Origin of the sequence: Paraglaciecola algarum, assembly GCF_021532655.1 — a bacterium.
GTDB classification, from domain to species: Bacteria; Pseudomonadota; Gammaproteobacteria; order Enterobacterales; family Alteromonadaceae; genus Paraglaciecola; species Paraglaciecola algarum.
Genome location: NZ_JAKGAS010000001.1, coordinates 274259 through 292216 on the forward strand (window position 1 = coordinate 274259; position 17958 = coordinate 292216).

Here is a 17958-nt window from a genome sequence, read left to right on the forward strand (position 1 = left end):
TAGGAAAGGATATGTCTGTTTCGCCAGAAGAATTAAATAAACTAAGAAAAGAGATCGATCAGATCGATAGTGAATTAGTGAATTTATTGGCGAGACGGGCCAAAGTCACTACTAAAGTTGGCCAGTATAAAAGCCAAGCTGGTTTGCCTATTTATATTCCAGAACGTGAAGCGGAACTAATTACCAAAAGACGTTCTGAAGCTGAACAACAAAATGTATCTCCTGTATTAGTTGAAGATTTGTTACGACGTATTATGCGTGAATCATACCAAACTCAACATACTGATTATTTGTGCACTAATTGCGACATTAAAAAGATTGTTGTAATTGGAGGTGCCGGGGCACTAGGGCGTATCTTTGTGGATATGTTCAAGCGTAGTGGTTACCCAGTTGAAATTCTAGAAAAAGACGATTGGCCAAATGCTGATCAATTGTTTGATGGTGCAGGTTTAGTGTTGGTGGCCGTACCGATTAAATTAACTGAATCGACTATTAGTCGACTCAAGGCTTTACCTAAAGACTGTATTTTAGCGGATATCACGAGTACAAAAGAGAAACCATTAGCAGCCATGATGCAAGCTCACAAGGGGCCAGTAGTGGGATTACACCCTATGTTTGGACCTGACGTATCAAGTTTAGTTAAACAAGTGGTGGTCGTATGTCACGGAAGAAATACATCAAGTTATGCTTGGCTGTTGGAGCAAATTCGTATTTGGGGAGCAATACTGCAAGAAGTTGATGCTAAAGAACATGACGACGCTATGGTGTTTATTCAGGTTATGCGCCATTTTTGTAGTTTTGTGTTTGGCTCTCACTTAGCCAGTGCTAACCCAGACCTGCAACGTCTTGTATCATTAAGTTCACCTATTTATCGTTTAGAGTTATCTATGGTTGGCCGATTATTTGCCCAAGATCCTGCCTTGTATGCAGATATCATTTTCGATAACAAAGACAGCCTTTTACGACTGACTGAGTTTAGTGAGAAGTTTACCCAAGCGTTGAACATGGTGGAAAAGGGCAACAAAGGCGAATTTATTAAACAGTTTTTTAAAGTAGGAGCTTGGTTTGGCGACTACTCTAAGCAATGCTTAGTAAATAGTAAGAAACTCTTACTTAAGGCGGATGACGACCGTTCATAATACTAAAGTTTTTTGACTTGATTTATTTAAAATTATTAAATATCTAGAACCATACAGATGGTTCTTATGGTTTTACATAATGGAGTAATAAATCACATGCCTTTAAAAATTCGCCTATTAATATCAACACTATCTATTGTGTTGCTTTGTGTGCTGTTATTAGGTGGAGTATCTGTTTACGTAGCAGTTAATGAGTCAAATCAAGCCTTAACCCAAGCAGTAAAAGAGCGTTTGGTATCACAAAATGTGCAAACCGGTGAAGCTATCAGTGAGTATTTTTCATTCATTGAATCTCAAATTAGAGCCAAATCATACGAATTATCAGTTGTAGAAGCAGCAGAAAAATTCATACCAGCCTTTGAAGGTTATACACAACAAAGAGGGCAATTATCATCCTCAAATAAAAGCCACTTGGAAAATTATTATCAAGTTGATTTTACTACAAAATTTAATAATTTTAATACCAATCCAATTGATAATGCTTCGGATCTATTAGCAGGTTTGAGTGAAAATGCGTTAGCACTACAATATGATTTTATCGCTGGTTCAACGTTTGCGTTAGGTGAAAAAGATGGCCTAGCACACCTTGGTAACGGCAGTGAGTATGCAAAACAGCATTCTGTATATCATGACACTCTACGTCAATTTCTAAATGAGTTTGGTTATTACGATATTTTTATCGCAGATATTAATACAGGTAATATTGTTTATAGTGTATTTAAAGAATTAGACTTTGCCACCAGTATAAAACATGGCCCATATGCGAATACGGGTATTGGTGAAGTGTTTGCAGCTGCGAGCAATGCAAATAATGAAAGTGCTGTATTCTTTAGTGATTTCAAATCTTACCTACCATCATATCAAGCTTTAGCTGGTTTTGCTGCGACACAAATTTACTCAAATGGTAAACCTATCGCGGTACTTATTTTTCAAATGCCCATGGATCGAATCGATATTCTAATGACTCATCATTCAGAATGGAGTAAAAGAGGATTTGGTGAAACAGGTGAAACCTATCTGGTAAATCAAGATAAGCTTTTAATGAATGAAAGTCGTTTTTTTGTGGAAGATAAAGTTAACTACTTTAATGCGCTAAAAGTGAATTATCCAAATGAAACAAAAGAGATTACTGCCCGTGGTACTTCTGTTGGTATTCAACCTGTCGACTCACATGCCGTTAACGAAGCTTTAAAAGGTAAAACAGGTTTTGACAGCATTCAAGACTACCGAGGCGTTGATGTGTTTTCGGCTTATTCCCCCATAAAGGTTGGCGAAAATACATTTGCTTTAATGGCAGAAGTTGATGTTGAAGAGGCCTTAAGACCAGCCACAGTCGTGCGTAGTAATTTAATTATGTCTACCATTTGGGAAAGTGTTTTATTGATGGCCGTGGCAACTGTTTTTATTCTTTGGTTCGCTTCAATAATAGTTAGACCACTAAATCGATTAGGTAAAACGTGCGATGAGTTGTCTACTGGAGAAGGTGATCTAACTGTTAATTTAAAAAGCTCAGGTATACCTGAAATTGACCGGATTTCTGAAGGTTTTAATAAATTCATAAGTGAAATAAGAGATATAATTTCACAAGTTAAAGTAGACGCTGATAGTTTGGCCTCGGCTTCTCATGAAATGAGTGTAATAACTGCGCAAAGTGAAAAAAATACCGAGCAACAACTATCCCTAGCTTCAGCTGTAGCTGGAGCCATGCAAGAGCTATCAGCTACTTCATCTGATGTACGTCAATCCACAGGGCAAACAAGTGGCCAAAGTTTGCAGGCCCAAGCTAGTTTGAACGAAAATATGGAACGGGCTGAATTAGCAGCAGATAACATCAAATTGTTAGTTGATCTAATCGAACAATCTGGAAGGGTGATTGGTTCATTGAAGAATGAAGTAAATCAAATTACAACTGTATTGAATGTCATTACCAGTATTGCCGATCAAACCAACTTGTTAGCACTTAATGCGGCTATTGAGGCCGCCAGAGCCGGTGAAGCGGGGCGTGGATTTTCAGTTGTAGCAGATGAAGTTCGAGCCTTAGCAACACGCTCTCAAGAAAGTACCGTAGAAATTTCTAATTTGATAGAAGTCATGAATCAATCTGCGACAAAGTCTGTTGATTCTATGGAAAAAGCAACAGCTGCAGCAAGTGGAGGAATTCACTTAGTTGATTTAGTAACCGTGGCTTTAGACGAGTTATCGGTAAACTTAAAACAAGTACTTGAATTGACTGATACAGTCGCAAAATCATCTGAACAACAAGATAGGGTCTCTACTCAGGTAGCCAATAGTATTGAAAACATTAGCTCCCTTGCAAGTGAGTTAGAACTTGGCGCAAAACATACAAGTTCAGCTGCGTTAGATTTAGCTAAAACAGCTTCTCACTCTCATGACTTAGTCGCTAGATTTAAAGTTTAAGATATTCTAGGTTTTAATCTGGCTGCATTATTCTAAAAAAGGCTTGTGGTTCAAGCCTTAATTATTAACCAATCAATTATCAATTAGTCCGCTAATGCACTCACAGCAGCGACTTTGGTTGGGTTAATTTCTTCATTTGGATAACAACCTAATACTTTAAAGGTGCGAGCCATAGCCTGAAGTACTTCTAAGGCCTCTTGCATAGGTCCATCCTGAACATTACCTTCAACGTCAATGTAAAACATCTCTTCCCAAGGATTGCCTGTGATAGGGCGAGATTCTAATTTTGTCATATTGATATTGTTATCCCGTAATACCACTAGAGCGTCAACCAAAGCCCCTGGTTTTTGCACCGTAGACATGACTAAGGTTGTTTTAGCGGGAACTTGTAAAGGTACGTTTACTGCTTCTCTAGCCACAACAAAGAATCGACTATGGTTTTCTTTTTGATTGGCCAAGTTTGATTTAATGGCATGTAAACCATATAAATTACCACCTGCTTCACTACCAATTGCGGCTACTGAGTTGGAGTTTAGTTCTGCTACTTTGATCATGGCCGCCGAAGAGCTATCACAAGGTTTAACTTCAACATTGCCTAATTCGGCTAAAAAGTGACTACATTGAGCAAATACTTGTGGGTGAGCATACAATGTCTTAATTTTACTTAGTTCAGTTTCTTGATTAACTAACAAGGTGTGTTGAATGGGATGGGTTAGTTCTCCCACTACAGATAAACTGGTGTGCTGTAGTTGGTCATATACTTCATTAATACTGCCAGATGAGGTGTTCTCTATGGGTAATACTGCATAATCGGCTTCATTGGTTTCTACTTTTTTAATGATTTCTGCAAAACTTTGGCAGCCAATTTCAATTAACTCACCGCTACGTCGACTAAAGTATTTTTGCGTAGCTAGATAACTGTATGTGCCCTTGTTACCTAAAAACGCCACACGGTTGACCGATAAAGTGCTGCCAGGGTTGGCATTGGCAGCTAACATAGCTTGTTGATTTAATACTGAGTCTTCGAGGATCACGTGGAATATTTGAGTCACGTAGTGGGCGTCTAGATTATGCTTTTTACCTTGCTTGATTAATCGGATCAGTAATTGTTCTTCTCGTTTATGATCTCTTACTGGGATCTGATTTTTGATTTTAGTTTCAGCTACATAATTGGTTAGTTGTTGTCTTTGGGCTAATAATTCTAATAAGTTGCTGTCTAATTCGGTGATTTTGACTCTGATTTCTTCTAATTCTGTCGACTTCATTTGGTTCACTTGGGTTGTAAAAAAAAACGCCTAATTAAGGAGGCAGGTATTTCTGAATGGGTTTAGGTCATGCTCGTTGCCTATCTATTAGGCAATACCCAAAATCCATTAAATTGGATCTAATATTATTGGTTATGGTACTAAGATATTTTAGTCAGTCTTGCCCTAATAATGAGGCGAGGATTTTGCGCACCTCTTCAACTTCAAAAGGTTTATCGCATAACGCATTAACACCGGTTTGGTGAATATTGGCCATGTGTAAACTTGAGGTTGATTCACTGGTTACCATTATGATGGGGATATGTGAAGTTTCAGGATTAAAACGAATAAATTCAGAAAGTTCTCGGCCATCCATTTCTGGCATATTATAATCTGTAACCACTAAATCGAAGGTATTATCCTTTAGCAATGTAAGCGCTTCTGCGCCATTTTCAGCTTCAAATATTTTTTCTAGACCTAATCCATTTAATACACGATGAATGTGATTTCTGGCTAACTTACTATCGTCTACAAGTAACACCCTTACGTCTTGAATATCAAATAAATCTAATTCTAGTTCATCTGTATTAATGAGGTCTAAAGAGGTATTTAGTGCCTTGGCTAAGCTGTCTGGAGAAAAAGGTTTAGGTAAAATTGCCGCTACACCAGCTTGTTTAAATTCTTCCAATTTTTCGGTGCGATTTTCACTAGAGATAAGCATAAAAGGCATACCAGCATGTTTTTCATCATTCTTAATGTTCTTGATAATGTCTAAGCCCGTGCCATCTTCAAAATACATCGCGCTTACGACTAAATCTGCACCGTGTTTTGAAATCAAATTGATAGCTTGTTTAACGCTGCCTGTCCCTTCAACTTTTAAGACATCTGCTGCGGCTAGTTGTTTGGTAATAATTTTGCGTTGGGTGTCTGACGGCTCAACCAAAATAATGCTGACCTCAGATAATGCTATATGGGACATTAGTACTCCTTTTCCGTCAATTAGCCACCGGCTAATTTTACATTATGTCCTAATTGCTCAAGACTTGCCTTTATTTTATCTCTATTATCACCTTGGATTTCGATAATACCGTCTTTTACAGCGCCACCGGTACCGCACACCTTTTTTAATTTACTACACATGGCCTTTAATTCTGTGTCGGCTAGCGCAAGTCCAGAAATAGTGGTGACACCTTTACCTTTGCGGCCTTTTGTTTCTCGCCTTATACGCACAACTCCATCACTACTTTTAACTTTTGGGGCGATATTTGTGTTTTGGATCCGCCCTAAATCAGTGCTATAAACCAGCTTGTTTTCGTTCATTTTACCACCGCATTAAAAATATTTTTAAAGTGTAGGAACAATTCTATAAAAAAAAGTGGATTGTTTATAGGCATATACCTAAAAGTATTATTTAATGGGTGATATCAACCTACAAATAAATTGGAGTTTGTTATGAGCTTAGATAGGGCGTTTTCTGATGATGGAAAATTACTGACCATTTTTATAGATGAAAAATTTGATTTTTCTCAAGTCCAAGGGTTTAGAACTGCTTATTCGGAGGGGACAGAAACGGTTACAGCTATAGTGATTGACCTGCAAAATACCGAATACATGGATAGCTCAGCTTTGGGGATGTTACTCAACATGCAAAAAGCCATGAAAGACAAAGTGACGAGTTTTAAAATTAAACACGCCAAACCTCAAGTGTCCAGAATTTTGCAGATAGCTCGTTTCGGCAAGAAATTTGAGTTTTGTTAAAAGGGCATTAATTAAGGAATAGTGAATATGCGTATTTTGGTTGTAGATGATGATCCAATTAATCGTTTTTTACTGATGAATATGCTTGAACAGCAAGGATACGTAGATACATACGAAGCTGAAAATGGCAAAGTGGCATTAGAGTTAGCTAAACAAGTTCCCCCTGATTTAGTATTACTTGATGCGGTTATGCCCGAAATGGATGGGTATGAAGCCGCACCTTTGTTAAAAGAAAGCTCCCCAGATTCTTATTTACCTATTATTTTTATTACCGCGGTGGATGATGAAGGCGCTCTAGCTCGATGTTTAGAGGCGGGGGGCGATGATTTTGTTTCGAAGCCTTTTGATAAGGTGATCCTGTCAGCCAAAATCAGAGCGCATTCTCGGACTCGTTTGTTAAGCAAAAGGGCCAATGATCAATTTAAGCAACTTGCTTTTTATCAAGCAGCTGTGGAAAGAGAACATAAAATAGTTGAACATATATTTGCCAATGCATTAGTTATCGATGAGTCATTAAATGATTATATTGATTACCAGTTAAATCCAGCGAGCACCTTCAATGGTGATTTATTTTTAATGTGTAGTAGCCCGTCAGGTGGCATGTATTTTCTGATGGGAGATTTTACTGGCCATGGTTTAGCTTCATCTATTGGTGCGTTACCGGTTTCTAAAGCCTTTAATGCTATGTGTAGAAAGGGGTTATCACTGAACGAAATTTCAGAAACGATTAACCAAACGCTTTTAACTTTATTGCCCGATGATATGTTTTTTGCGGCAATTATTGTTGAAATTGATAAGTCAGGCAAAAGAATTGAAGTATGGAATGGCGGCATGCCACCTTTAGTTTTGCAAAATGACGAAGGAAAAATTGTTAAACGTTTTGAATCAAAACATATGTCACTTGGTATCTTAGAGGATGAAGATTTCGATGCTATTGTAGAACGTTATGAAGCTACATATGGCGACCGCTTAATCGGTTTTAGCGATGGTTTGGTTGAAATTGAAAATGCCTCCCAAAATATGTTGGGAGAAAGCGGGGCAGAGCAGTGGCTTATAAAAAATCAAAAAATTACCACTCAAGGATTATTTGACAAAGTACTTGAGTACTTAGATGGTGGTGAGCGACTAGACGATATCACACTGGTTATTTTTACTTGTCAGCCACTAAAACCAATACAAAGTCATGAAAAGTTAGCGAAATTACCATTAAAAATTATTAGTGATCTTGATGCTGAAGATTTGAAGCAAGGGGAGCCTATTAGTAGTTTGGTTAATGTTATCGCCAATCAGCTCGGCTTATCTCATCGTCACAGTGCAATTTTTACTGTGTTAAGTGAGCTATACAATAATGCTTTAGATCACGGAATACTAAAATTGGATTCTAAGCTAAAAGAGACGGATGAAGGTTTTTTTGAATTCTTTACTCTTAAGCAAGAAAGATTAGATACTCTGCAACAAGCTAGTATTGTTTTAACTACCGAATTTAACCCTCAAAAGAAGAGTTTACGTTTTCAAATACAAGATTCTGGTGAGGGGTTTGACCCATCTTTGTTGCACTATGAAGACGATCCTGAAAAAGCTTACGGAAGAGGGATCGTATTAGTTAAGCAGTTGTGTGATTCTGTAAAATACTCCAATAGTGGTAATACCGTTGATGTAGTATTTACATTATAAGTAATCTTCACAATAGGTTGAATATAGAATAAATTTCAATTTGTTATTGAGAATTATTCGCAATTAGAATACCATTCTAGCCTCAAATTTTGTCAACTAGTTGGGATCTGCACTTTGAAAAATATTTTATCTATTGTCGCCCTAGTGGGGACCTTCGTGTCTCCTTTGGTGATGGCCGAACAAGTCAATTTATATTCAGCCCGTAAAGAAGCATTAATCAAACCATTATTGGATCAATTTACCCAACAAACAGGTATTTCGGTTAATTTAGTCACAGGCAAAGCCGACAATTTGATTACACGTCTTAAAAGTGAAGGTAAATATAGTCCAGCAGATTTGTTGTTAACCACTGATGTTGGACGTTTGTATCGCGCCAAACAACAAGGTTTGACCCAAGCCATTAGTACTTCAAGTGTTTCACAAACCGTGCCTGCTAATTTTCAAGATGAAGAAAGCCATTGGATTGGTTTATCTTTGCGAGCTCGCCCTATCATGGTTTCAAAAGATCGGGTAGCGGCTAATGCAGTAACTAGCCTCGAAGATTTGACTGATCCTAGTTGGAAAGGACGAATTTGTATTCGCAGTTCTAGCAACATTTATAATCAATCTATGGTGGCCTCATTGATCGCGCAGTTAGGTGAAGAACAGGCCCAAGCTTGGGTGGATGGTTTTGTTAAAAACTTCGCTCGTCCACCCCAAGGTGGTGACAGAGATCAAATCAAAGCGGTTGCCGCTGGTCAGTGTGACCTAGCGATTGCTAATACTTATTACTTAGCTGGAATGTTGTCTTCAGATGATAAAACTCAGCAAGCTCAAGCCAAACAAGTGAAAGTAGTCTGGCCTAATCAACAAGATCGTGGTGCGCATGTCAATATTTCAGGCGTGGCTATGGCTAAAAATGCTCCCAACAAAGACGCTGCACGTAAGTTAGTTGATTTTCTATTAAGCAGTGAATCACAAGTTTGGTATGCCAACACAAACCATGAATACCCTGTTTTACCCAATGTGAAATGGAGTGATCTATTAACTTCATTTGGTCAGTATAAAGCTGAACAAGTTCCTCTAAGCCAATTAGGTGAATTGAACGCTAGCGCTGTACGTATTATGGATCGTGCTGGGTGGAAATAAGGTTCACACCTAATCATTGTTTTTTCGAGCCAATTGTATGAGGCACTACAATTGGCTTAACCCTTGGTTTATCTGTGTTGTTATTTGTTGTGTCATATTAGCTTCACCTATCGTCTTAGTTTTTTCTAGTTTAGCGTTTCCGCAACTTGATGTGTGGCAGCATCTGTACCAAACCGTGTTGTCAGATTACGTAACCAACTCACTGTTATTAGCTTTTGGGGTAGGGGCCTTAGTGATCTTAATTGGCGCACCTTTGGCTTGGTTTATCGCTCGTTATGACTTTTATGCACGTAGACAAATTAAATGGTTAGTACTGTTACCTATGGCTATGCCAGCCTATATTTTAGCCTATTCATATACTGGATTATTAGACTTTGCCGGTCCGGTGCAAGGAGCGTTACGCACGACCTTTGATTGGCAATATGGTGATTATTACTTCCCAGAAATTCGTTCTTTAAGTGGGGCAATTTTGATGTTGTCTTTGGTTTTGTATCCCTATGTTTATATGTTAGCTAAGACTGCGTTTTCAGACCTACCAGCAAATTTAGAAGAAGTATCAAAAAGTTTGGGCGTTACAGCGAACCAATTTATTACTAAGGTTGTCTTTCCTTTGGCTAGGCCAGCAATCTTAATGGGCGCTGCTTTGGCTATGATGGAGGCATTCGCCGATTATGGCACGGTACAATATTTTGGGATAAGTACATTTACCACAGGCATATTTAGAACCTGGTTTGGCCTAGGCAATGGTATCGCCGCTGCTCAGTTAGCTGCTATGTTGACTAGTTTTGTTGTGCTGCTTTTAGTGTTGGAATATTTTTCAAGGCGTAAAGTTAAGTATTATTTACAAGGACAAAAATCCAAGGCTTTTAATCGGCAAGTATTGCACGGATATAAGTCTGTCGTAATGGCAATATTATGTGTGTTACCTGTGATCTTTGGCTTTTTAATTCCGGTTTTACAATTAGTGGGTTGGGCAATTGATTCATTTACTAAACAATTTGATCAGGCTTTTATTCAACTAATTTGGAATAGTTTTTATCTAGCTGCCATCACTGCTATATGTGCTGTAATACTTGCTTTATTTTTTGCTTACGCTAAGCGATTAAATCGTTCTAAAGTTATCCACTTAATTGTTAGTTTTGTTGGATTAGGATATGCCCTGCCGGGGACTGTCATTGCTATTGGCGCTTTAGTTATTTTAAGTTGGTTAGATATACAAATTAATGGGATAACTGAAGCTTGGTTTGAGCAAAGTGTTGGTCTGATTTTGTCGGGTACTTTGTTTGCTTTGGTATTAGTATATTGTATACGATTTTTGGCCGTTGCTATGCATAACGTAGATTCAGGTATAGCTAGGATTAAACCCAGTCTTGATGACGCTGCTAAGTCCTTGGGTCATAGCTCTTTTAGTATTTTGAAAAATATTCATGTGCCATTGTTAACCTCAAGTGTGTGTAGTTCATTGTTGTTAGTGTTTGTGGATGTAATGAAAGAGTTACCCGCGACCCTAATATTACGACCATTTAACTTTAATACTTTAGCGGTTAAAACCTTTGAATTAGCCTCTGATGAAAGGCTAATGGAAGCAGCTTTGCCTGCTTTGGCCATTGTAATAGTAGGCATCATTCCTGTGATATTTTTAACCCGAATGACTGAACAACGCTCACCTCAAAGAACTAGTAAAAATAAAGGCAAATATGTTACGTCTTAATAATGTGTCTCTTGCATATCAAGATAAAATTGTAGTTAATAATCTTGGGTTTGAGCTTAGCGTTGGGCAAATAGGTTGTTTATTAGGCCCATCGGGGTCTGGAAAAACCTCTGCATTGCGTGCAATAGCTGGTTTTGAACCAATAATAAATGGAGAAATTTGGCTTCGAGAACAAATTGTTAGCGATAATAAAACTAACTTGTCTACTCAGAAGCGCAGGGTGGCCGTGGTATTTCAAGACTATGCTTTGTTTCCGCATCTTAACGTACAACAAAATATTACCTTTGGACTCACTAGTTGGAATAAACAACAAAAGCAAGCTCGTGTAGATGAGCTTTTGCAACTAGTAGGTCTAACTGGCATTGAACTAAGGTTTCCCCATGAGTTATCTGGTGGTCAGCAACAACGAGTAGCTTTAGTGAGGGCAATGGCAGCTAAGCCTGATCTATTATTATTGGACGAACCCTTTTCCAGTTTAGATAGTGAATTAAGAGAAGGTTTAGCTAAAGACCTGAGGGCTATATTAAAACATGAAAATGCCACTGCATTGATGGTGACACACGATCAAAAGGAAGCGTTCTCCATGGCGGATGTAGTGGGTGTTATGCATGATGGTCGGCTATTACAATGGTCAAATGCCTACGCTTTATATCATAGACCCGTAGACAAGTTTGTGGCTAGTTTTATTGGCGATGGGGTATTTATCCAAGCTGAGATAGACAAAGACTTGCAAATAAATAGTAGTTTAGGCCAATTTCCAATCGATGCCTCTTACGGGTTTAATATCGATGACAAAGTTGAGTTTTTAGTACGGCCAGATGACATAGTACATGATGATAATAGCCGAACCGTGGCCAAGGTGATAAGCAAAGACTTTAAAGGTTCACATATTCTGTATGAATTGCAGTTAAATCGAATTAACCCCGAGAAATTACTCTGCTTAGCCTTAAGCCATCATGATCATAAGATAGGTGAAAATATTGGTATTCGTCTTGATCTGGAACATTTGATTATTTTTAAAGCGGAATAAATCTAGTTATTGTTACTTGTATGTAATTAGCGACATATTAAGTAATTGATTTATTGAGTTATTTTTGAAACTGGCATGGGGTGTATCTAATTTGCTACATTGGTACCTTGAAAATATTAATACTGATTTTTAAGTTGTTGATTTTGTGAGGAAAAGCGAGTTTGGCACAAAGTGTGTTATAGCCATGATGTAAAGATTTTCACATCATGGCTATTAAGTTAAAAGTAAAGGTAAAAATAAATATATTTACTTTAATTAAACCCACTTTAAGGATTTTGCAATGAAAAGGTCAGACTATATTAGCCCAACGTTTTTCCTCTTAATATCTAGCTTTTTGATATTCTCTAGCTTAGCTAATCCTTTAAGTAACTTAATAGACAAGTTAGATGTAGATCAAGATGGTACTATCAGTCTTAAAGAGGCTGTTGCCGAACCCGCTTTATTGGCAGTATTCGGTAAGATTGACACTGATGGAAATGGCAAATTGAGCAGCAAAGAACTCGAAACAACAAAAGTGACTATCATTGATAAGCCAGTATCTACATAACTTTTTATCTAAACTCTTGTTGTTATTAAAACATCGTGTAGGGTTACAGCTTAAGTCGCTGCGACAATTAACTTTTGTCAGTTTTGTAGTGGTATTAGTGCCTTTGGCTGTATTGGTTGCTTATAGTCAAGTTACCCTAAGAAACCTAACCCAAATTGCCTCTAATGAAACAGAGCAATCCATAAATATTGTGCGCCAAGTGAGTAAAATGGAAAACCTCTCACTAGATATTGAAAGGTTGGTTCGTCAATTTACTATAGTCAAAAATGAAGCCTTGCCTGAATTAATTAATACATCTATTAATAGGTTTGATACTCACCAACGATACGTGTGTCAGCAGGTTCCTGAAAAACAAAATTGTGAACAATTAAGTGCAAGGGTTGATTGGATTAAGCATATTTCTGCTGAGATTGATCCATTATTACTAGATGCTCAATTAGCTGATTTTAAAAAAAATATTAAGAATTTAGCCCAGCAAGTTAATCGATTTTTGGATATTCGATTGCAAAACCAACAGCACTATGTGAACTCTGTTCAACAAAATCAACTTTGGTTGACAGGTATATTATTAGGCATTTCTGTGTTGCTGATTATTTTGGGGGTAAAAGCGATACTTAACCCCATTGAAAAAGTAGAACAAGTGATACGTGCTATCTCTCAACAAACCAGTGAGTTGCCGGCAATTTCAAAAACAGGTCCACAAGAACTGATAGTGTTAGAGCATCAATTACATAATTTGTCTTCTCGCTTGGAAAAATTAGAACAATTACGAACAGCCTTGTTACGCCATGCCGCCCATGAATTGAAAACACCATTAGCCAGCATTAAAGAAGGCTGCTCATTATTGACTGAGCAAGTTGTAGGGCCTTTAAATGAGCAACAAACGGAAGTGCTGTCCTTATTAAATAGTAGTACAGACAGATTAAATTTACTTATTATTCAACTGCTTGATTATAATTTATTGTTACAACAGGCTTCTCCAGAATGGGAACTAATAGATTCAGAAGTGATGTTGAAAGAATTTATTCAACAAAATGGATTAGCCTTAAAACAGCATGAAAATGGGCTATTGATTAATAATGAATTGCCCTCAATATATGCTGATCATAAGTTGTTTAGGCGCATTCTAGATAACTTGCTGTCCAATGCTTTGGCTCATGGTAGTAAGGGGCGTCCAATAAATATTCACATCTATCAAAAGGGAGATTTACAATATTTGGATTTTGCTAACAGAGGTCAAAAAATTCCGGCAAATACCCGTAGTACTTTGTTTCAACCTTTTTATCGTGGTGATGGCGCACGTAACGATAGAGTGATTGGTACTGGACTCGGCTTATCAATTGTCGCTGAGTGTGCGCGTATGATGTTTGGTAAAGCGGAAATAGTCGATGTAGATTATGCCGATGTGTGTGTCCGTGTGATGATCCCAGTGATCACCCCAATAAAAGACTTGGTGAGAGATCCAAGTACAGAAGCGAGTGTATGAATTACAAATGTAGTGGCATATTAGTTGTACTCATTTTTTTGAGTAGTTGTGAATTACTTCCCAAATTGACTCAAGTGGCACCAGAGAGCGACGTTAATGTTATTAATGAGTGGCAATCTTGTGTATGGAAAAAAGTAGACGTAGTAAAAACTCAAGAGTGTGATATTAGGTTTTGGCTTGAATATTGGACTAGCCTAGAGGCCATGGATTGGTCCCAACGCAAGTCAATATTGGCAAGTTTATCTAACCAAAATGTCGATGTACTGCGAAAAATCATTCTTAGCCAAGGTCAAGATACGCCTTATCAAGACCGCTTAAGAGCGCAAATCTGGGCAGAGTCTCTTATGCCCAAGTTATCTAAGGTTATGCACAAGTTTATGTTGGTTGCTATATATCGACCAAGTTTAGAGCGTTTAGAAATGGAGTCAGCTTTAGTGACTATGAGTAAAACCAATAGCCGGTATGTTGCAGACATAGAACAACAAAAACAACTCCTATCTGAACAAGCCGAAAAAATACAACAATTATTAAATATAGAGGCGTCACTCATTCAAGGTGAGCAGGGAGCTAGTCAATGAATCTTATGTCTAAATCTGATCCAAGTATATTGTTAGTCGATGATGATGAAAGTCTATTACGTTTAATGGCGATTCGATTAACTGGAGAAGGTTATCAAGTACAAAGTGCCTCAGGTGGTAAAGATGCACTTAAATTATTAGCCACAAAAAATTATGACGTGGTGTTAAGCGACTTACGTATGCCTGGTTTAGATGGCTTAAGTTTGTTTGAAGAAATCATGTCCCTTAAAAAGGATGTGCCAGTTATCTTAATGACGGCCCACGGTACTATTCAAGATGCGGTAGAAGCGACACAAAGAGGGGTATTTGGTTTTTTAACTAAGCCAATAGATCACGCTGAATTAAGGCAATTATTAGCTAAAGCTGCTGAACAAAATCAAGGTGCACAACAAGCCAAGTGGTGTGAAAACATTATCACCCGTTCGAACCAAATGGAGCAATTGCTAGACCAAGCTTACCGGGTTGCACAGCGCAATGTCAGTGTGCTGATTAGCGGTGCAAGTGGTACGGGTAAAGAACTGTTAGCCAATGGTATTCATAAAGCCAGTAAAAGAGCGGATAAGTCCTTTGTGGCAATTAATTGTGGTGCACTACCCGAAAACCTACTCGAATCAGAACTATTTGGACACAGTAAAGGTGCCTTTACCGGTGCGATCAATGAACACCAGGGGTTATTTAGAGAAGCAGACGGCGGTACCCTATTTTTGGATGAAATAGGTGATATGCCAGTGTCGCTGCAAGTTAAATTGTTGCGGGCGTTGCAAGAGCAAATGATAAGGCCAGTTGGTAGCAGTAAACAAGTGCCAATCGATGTGCGGATTATTTCAGCCACCCATAAAGATCTAACCAAAGAAATGCAGGACGGCAATTTTAGAGAAGATTTATATTATCGCTTAAATGTAGTGAACATCACCTTGCCATCACTACGGGAGCGATCTGAAGATATCCCGCTATTAGCTAGGCATTTACTGAAAAGTAGCGCCAAGAAACATGAAGTAAAAGTCAGTCGTTTTTCGGATGATGCCATGCAGTTATTAACTACCTGTGTATGGCCTGGCAACGTTCGTCAACTGGTCAATGTGGTAGAGCAATGTGTGGCACTCACGCAAACACCAGTGATCGCCTCTCATTTAGTTGAACAAGCATTATCTGCATCTGAACAAAAATGGCCAACCTTAACCGAAGCAAGAGATGCATTTGAACATCAATATTTATTAAAACTGTTAAAAATGACAGACGGAAATGTAACACGAGCAGCTGAGATGGCAGGCAGAAACCGTACAGATATGCATAAATTAATGAAAAAACATGCAGTGTACTCAGCTGATTTTAAATAGTTTTTTAGAAGGATTGATATTACAATAGCGCCAAATTTTGGCAGGGTGTAAGTGTTTTAATGCGATTGGCTTTAGGAATTGAGTATGACGGTGCAAGTTATCATGGATGGCAGCGTCAACAAACGGTAGTTAGTGTTCAACAGCATGTTGAAGAAGCTCTTTCTGAAATAGCCAATGAATCTATTAAAGTAGTATGTGCCGGTAGAACCGATGCCGGCGTACATGCTACCTGCCAAGTGGTGCATTTTGATACCCAAAGCCAAAGGCCTGACAAAGCCTGGACTATTGGTATCAATCGTTATTTACCTGATAGCATAGCCGCCAAGTGGGTGACAAACTTGGGTGAAGATTTTCATGCTCGATTCTCAGCAACGGCTAGACGTTATCGCTATGTGATTTATAATAATCGCATGCGTAACAGCATATTAGCTAAAGGTGTGACGCATGTTCATGATCAAGTCGATCATGAATTAATGCACCAGGGGGCTCAATTTTTAGTTGGTCGCCATGACTTTAGCGCATTTCGGGCGGTAAATTGCCAGGCCAATACCCCTACCCGAGATTTACAACATATTAGAGTTGAACGGTATGGCGATTACATTGTCATTGATGTCAAAGCGAACGCCTTTTTACACCATATGGTGCGTAACATTGTCGGCTCGTTACTAGTCATAGGTAAAAAAGAACAAACACCTGATTGGATGGATACTTTACTGGTGGGAAAAGATCGTACCAAGGCAGCTGCCACGGCTAAACCCCATGGTTTATATTTAGTTGATGTGACTTATCCAGATGAGTTTGCATTGCCTGAACATCCAATAGGACCGTTGTTTTTGCCAGATTAGTGGTTTTATTGCTTGAATATGACTTCTAAGACCAGTTTTACTTTCGTGAAACAAAGGGTATGTGCTTTAATAGCGCTTCTTTTAACCATTAGGTTATGGGCACACTTGAATAATTGTATTAAGTGACAAGTTGCCATTGAAATTGTCAGTTTGGAATGAATTTTTTAGTTTGTATGAAATTTGATAACAAACTGCAGAACAGGATTTTGAAATGAGTTGGATAGAAAAAATACTGCCGCGTACTAAGTCATCAACAAAAAGTAATGTACCGGAAGGCATTTGGACTAAGTGCCCTGAATGCACCTCAGTCTTATATAAAACAGAACTAGAAAAGCAGTTAGGTGTGTGTCCTAAGTGTGATCATCATATGCGTATTAGTGCACGCGTTCGAGTGAATCACTTTTTAGATCAAGGTGATCGTAAAGAGTTAGGCGCAAATCTAGAGCCTCAAGATTTACTTAAATTTAAAGATTCGAAAAAGTACAAAGATAGACTTAGCGCCGCGCAAAAAGCCACCAACGAAAAAGATGCGTTAGTTGTAGTGCAAGGTAAATTAAGAGGTATGCCTGTAGCTGTAGCAGCATTTGAATTTGCCTTTATGGGTGGGTCAATGGCGTCTGTCGTAGGGGCTCGGTTTGTTAAAGCTGTTGAGGCTTGTTTAGAGCATAATATGCCACTTATTTGTTTTTCTACTAGTGGTGGAGCCAGGATGCAAGAGGCGCTTATGTCTTTGATGCAAATGGCTAAAACCAGTGCTGCTTTGGCAAAAATGAGTGAGAAAGGCCTACCTTACATTTCAGTTTTGACCGATCCAACTATGGGTGGAGTGTCAGCCAGTTTAGCTATGTTAGGTGACGTAAACGTAGCTGAACCCAAAGCACTAATTGGTTTTGCTGGACCAAGAGTGATAGAACAAACTGTACGTGAAACCTTACCAGAGGGATTTCAGCGCAGTGAGTTTTTATTAGAAAAAGGCGCAATTGATTTAATTGTTGATCGTCGAGAAATGCGCGACAAGATCTATAGTCTATTGTCAAAGCTACATCATCAACATCATTAATTG

General features: G+C 38.3%; 16 protein-coding genes. 13 read left to right on the forward strand and 3 right to left on the reverse strand.

The annotated features are described in order from the left end of the window. Nucleotides 1-11: 11 nt before the first annotated feature. Nucleotides 12-1139 carry a bifunctional chorismate mutase/prephenate dehydrogenase gene (gene tyrA / locus L0668_RS01180; protein ID WP_235310230.1) on the forward strand — a complete coding sequence of 376 codons (1128 nt, stop codon included), beginning with the start codon at nt 12-14 and terminating at the stop codon, nt 1137-1139. Nucleotides 1140-1235: 96 nt separating this feature from the next. Further along, nucleotides 1236-3557 (forward strand): methyl-accepting chemotaxis protein, encoded by a 2322-nt coding sequence (locus L0668_RS01185; protein ID WP_235310231.1) that lies wholly within the window; start codon nt 1236-1238, stop codon nt 3555-3557. Between the two features lie 83 nt (nt 3558-3640). Here the strand turns inward: L0668_RS01185 and pheA are convergent, their stop codons facing one another. The 3 genes from pheA to yciH form a co-directional block, all read right to left on the reverse strand. After that, nucleotides 3641-4822 (reverse strand): prephenate dehydratase, encoded by a 1182-nt coding sequence (pheA, locus tag L0668_RS01190; RefSeq protein ID WP_235310232.1) that lies wholly within the window; start codon nt 4820-4822, stop codon nt 3641-3643. A gap of 154 nt (nt 4823-4976) precedes the next feature. After that, nucleotides 4977-5780 carry a response regulator gene (locus L0668_RS01195; protein WP_235310233.1) on the reverse strand — a complete coding sequence of 268 codons (804 nt, stop codon included), beginning with the start codon at nt 5778-5780 and terminating at the stop codon, nt 4977-4979. Between the two features lie 20 nt (nt 5781-5800). Continuing rightward, nucleotides 5801-6121 carry a stress response translation initiation inhibitor YciH gene (gene yciH / locus L0668_RS01200; RefSeq protein ID WP_235310234.1) on the reverse strand — a complete coding sequence of 107 codons (321 nt, stop codon included), beginning with the start codon at nt 6119-6121 and terminating at the stop codon, nt 5801-5803. A gap of 132 nt (nt 6122-6253) precedes the next feature. On the opposite strand from yciH, the gene L0668_RS01205 reads away from it, so the two are divergent. From L0668_RS01205 to accD, 11 genes are all read left to right on the forward strand, one after another. Further along, nucleotides 6254-6559 carry an STAS domain-containing protein gene (locus L0668_RS01205; protein WP_235310235.1) on the forward strand — a complete coding sequence of 102 codons (306 nt, stop codon included), beginning with the start codon at nt 6254-6256 and terminating at the stop codon, nt 6557-6559. A gap of 27 nt (nt 6560-6586) precedes the next feature. Continuing rightward, nucleotides 6587-8233 (forward strand): ATP-binding SpoIIE family protein phosphatase, encoded by a 1647-nt coding sequence (locus L0668_RS01210; RefSeq protein ID WP_235310236.1) that lies wholly within the window; start codon nt 6587-6589, stop codon nt 8231-8233. 114 nt (nt 8234-8347) lie between these two features. After that, nucleotides 8348-9361, forward strand: coding sequence for a Fe(3+) ABC transporter substrate-binding protein (locus L0668_RS01215; protein WP_235310237.1), 1014 nt, complete (start codon nt 8348-8350; stop codon nt 9359-9361). A 37-nt stretch (nt 9362-9398) separates the two neighbouring features. Then, nucleotides 9399-11072 carry an ABC transporter permease gene (locus L0668_RS01220; protein WP_235310238.1) on the forward strand — a complete coding sequence of 558 codons (1674 nt, stop codon included), beginning with the start codon at nt 9399-9401 and terminating at the stop codon, nt 11070-11072. Next, on the forward strand, nt 11059-12102 hold the full coding sequence (locus L0668_RS01225) for an ABC transporter ATP-binding protein (protein ID WP_235310239.1): 1044 nt from the start codon (nt 11059-11061) through the stop codon (nt 12100-12102). The genes L0668_RS01220 and L0668_RS01225 overlap by 14 nt, the downstream gene beginning before the upstream one ends. Before the next feature lie 280 nt (nt 12103-12382). Continuing rightward, nucleotides 12383-12649, forward strand: a complete 267-nt coding sequence (locus L0668_RS01230) for an EF-hand domain-containing protein (RefSeq protein WP_235310240.1) — start codon at nt 12383-12385, stop codon at nt 12647-12649. After that, nucleotides 12627-14135 (forward strand): sensor histidine kinase, encoded by a 1509-nt coding sequence (locus tag L0668_RS01235; RefSeq protein ID WP_235310241.1) that lies wholly within the window; start codon nt 12627-12629, stop codon nt 14133-14135. The genes L0668_RS01230 and L0668_RS01235 overlap by 23 nt, the downstream gene beginning before the upstream one ends. Further along, nucleotides 14132-14713 carry a hypothetical protein gene (locus L0668_RS01240; protein ID WP_235310242.1) on the forward strand — a complete coding sequence of 194 codons (582 nt, stop codon included), beginning with the start codon at nt 14132-14134 and terminating at the stop codon, nt 14711-14713. The genes L0668_RS01235 and L0668_RS01240 overlap by 4 nt, the downstream gene beginning before the upstream one ends. Continuing rightward, a complete protein-coding gene (locus tag L0668_RS01245) occupies nt 14710-16050 on the forward strand; it encodes a sigma 54-interacting transcriptional regulator (RefSeq protein WP_370659877.1) in 1341 nt (446 codons plus the stop codon). The genes L0668_RS01240 and L0668_RS01245 overlap by 4 nt, the downstream gene beginning before the upstream one ends. Nucleotides 16051-16109: 59 nt before the next feature. Continuing rightward, on the forward strand, nt 16110-16895 hold the full coding sequence (gene truA / locus L0668_RS01250; RefSeq protein WP_235310243.1) for a tRNA pseudouridine(38-40) synthase TruA: 786 nt from the start codon (nt 16110-16112) through the stop codon (nt 16893-16895). Between the two features lie 211 nt (nt 16896-17106). Next, nucleotides 17107-17955, forward strand: coding sequence for an acetyl-CoA carboxylase, carboxyltransferase subunit beta (gene accD, locus L0668_RS01255; RefSeq protein WP_235310244.1), 849 nt, complete (start codon nt 17107-17109; stop codon nt 17953-17955). The last annotated feature ends 3 nt before the right edge of the window (nt 17956-17958 follow it).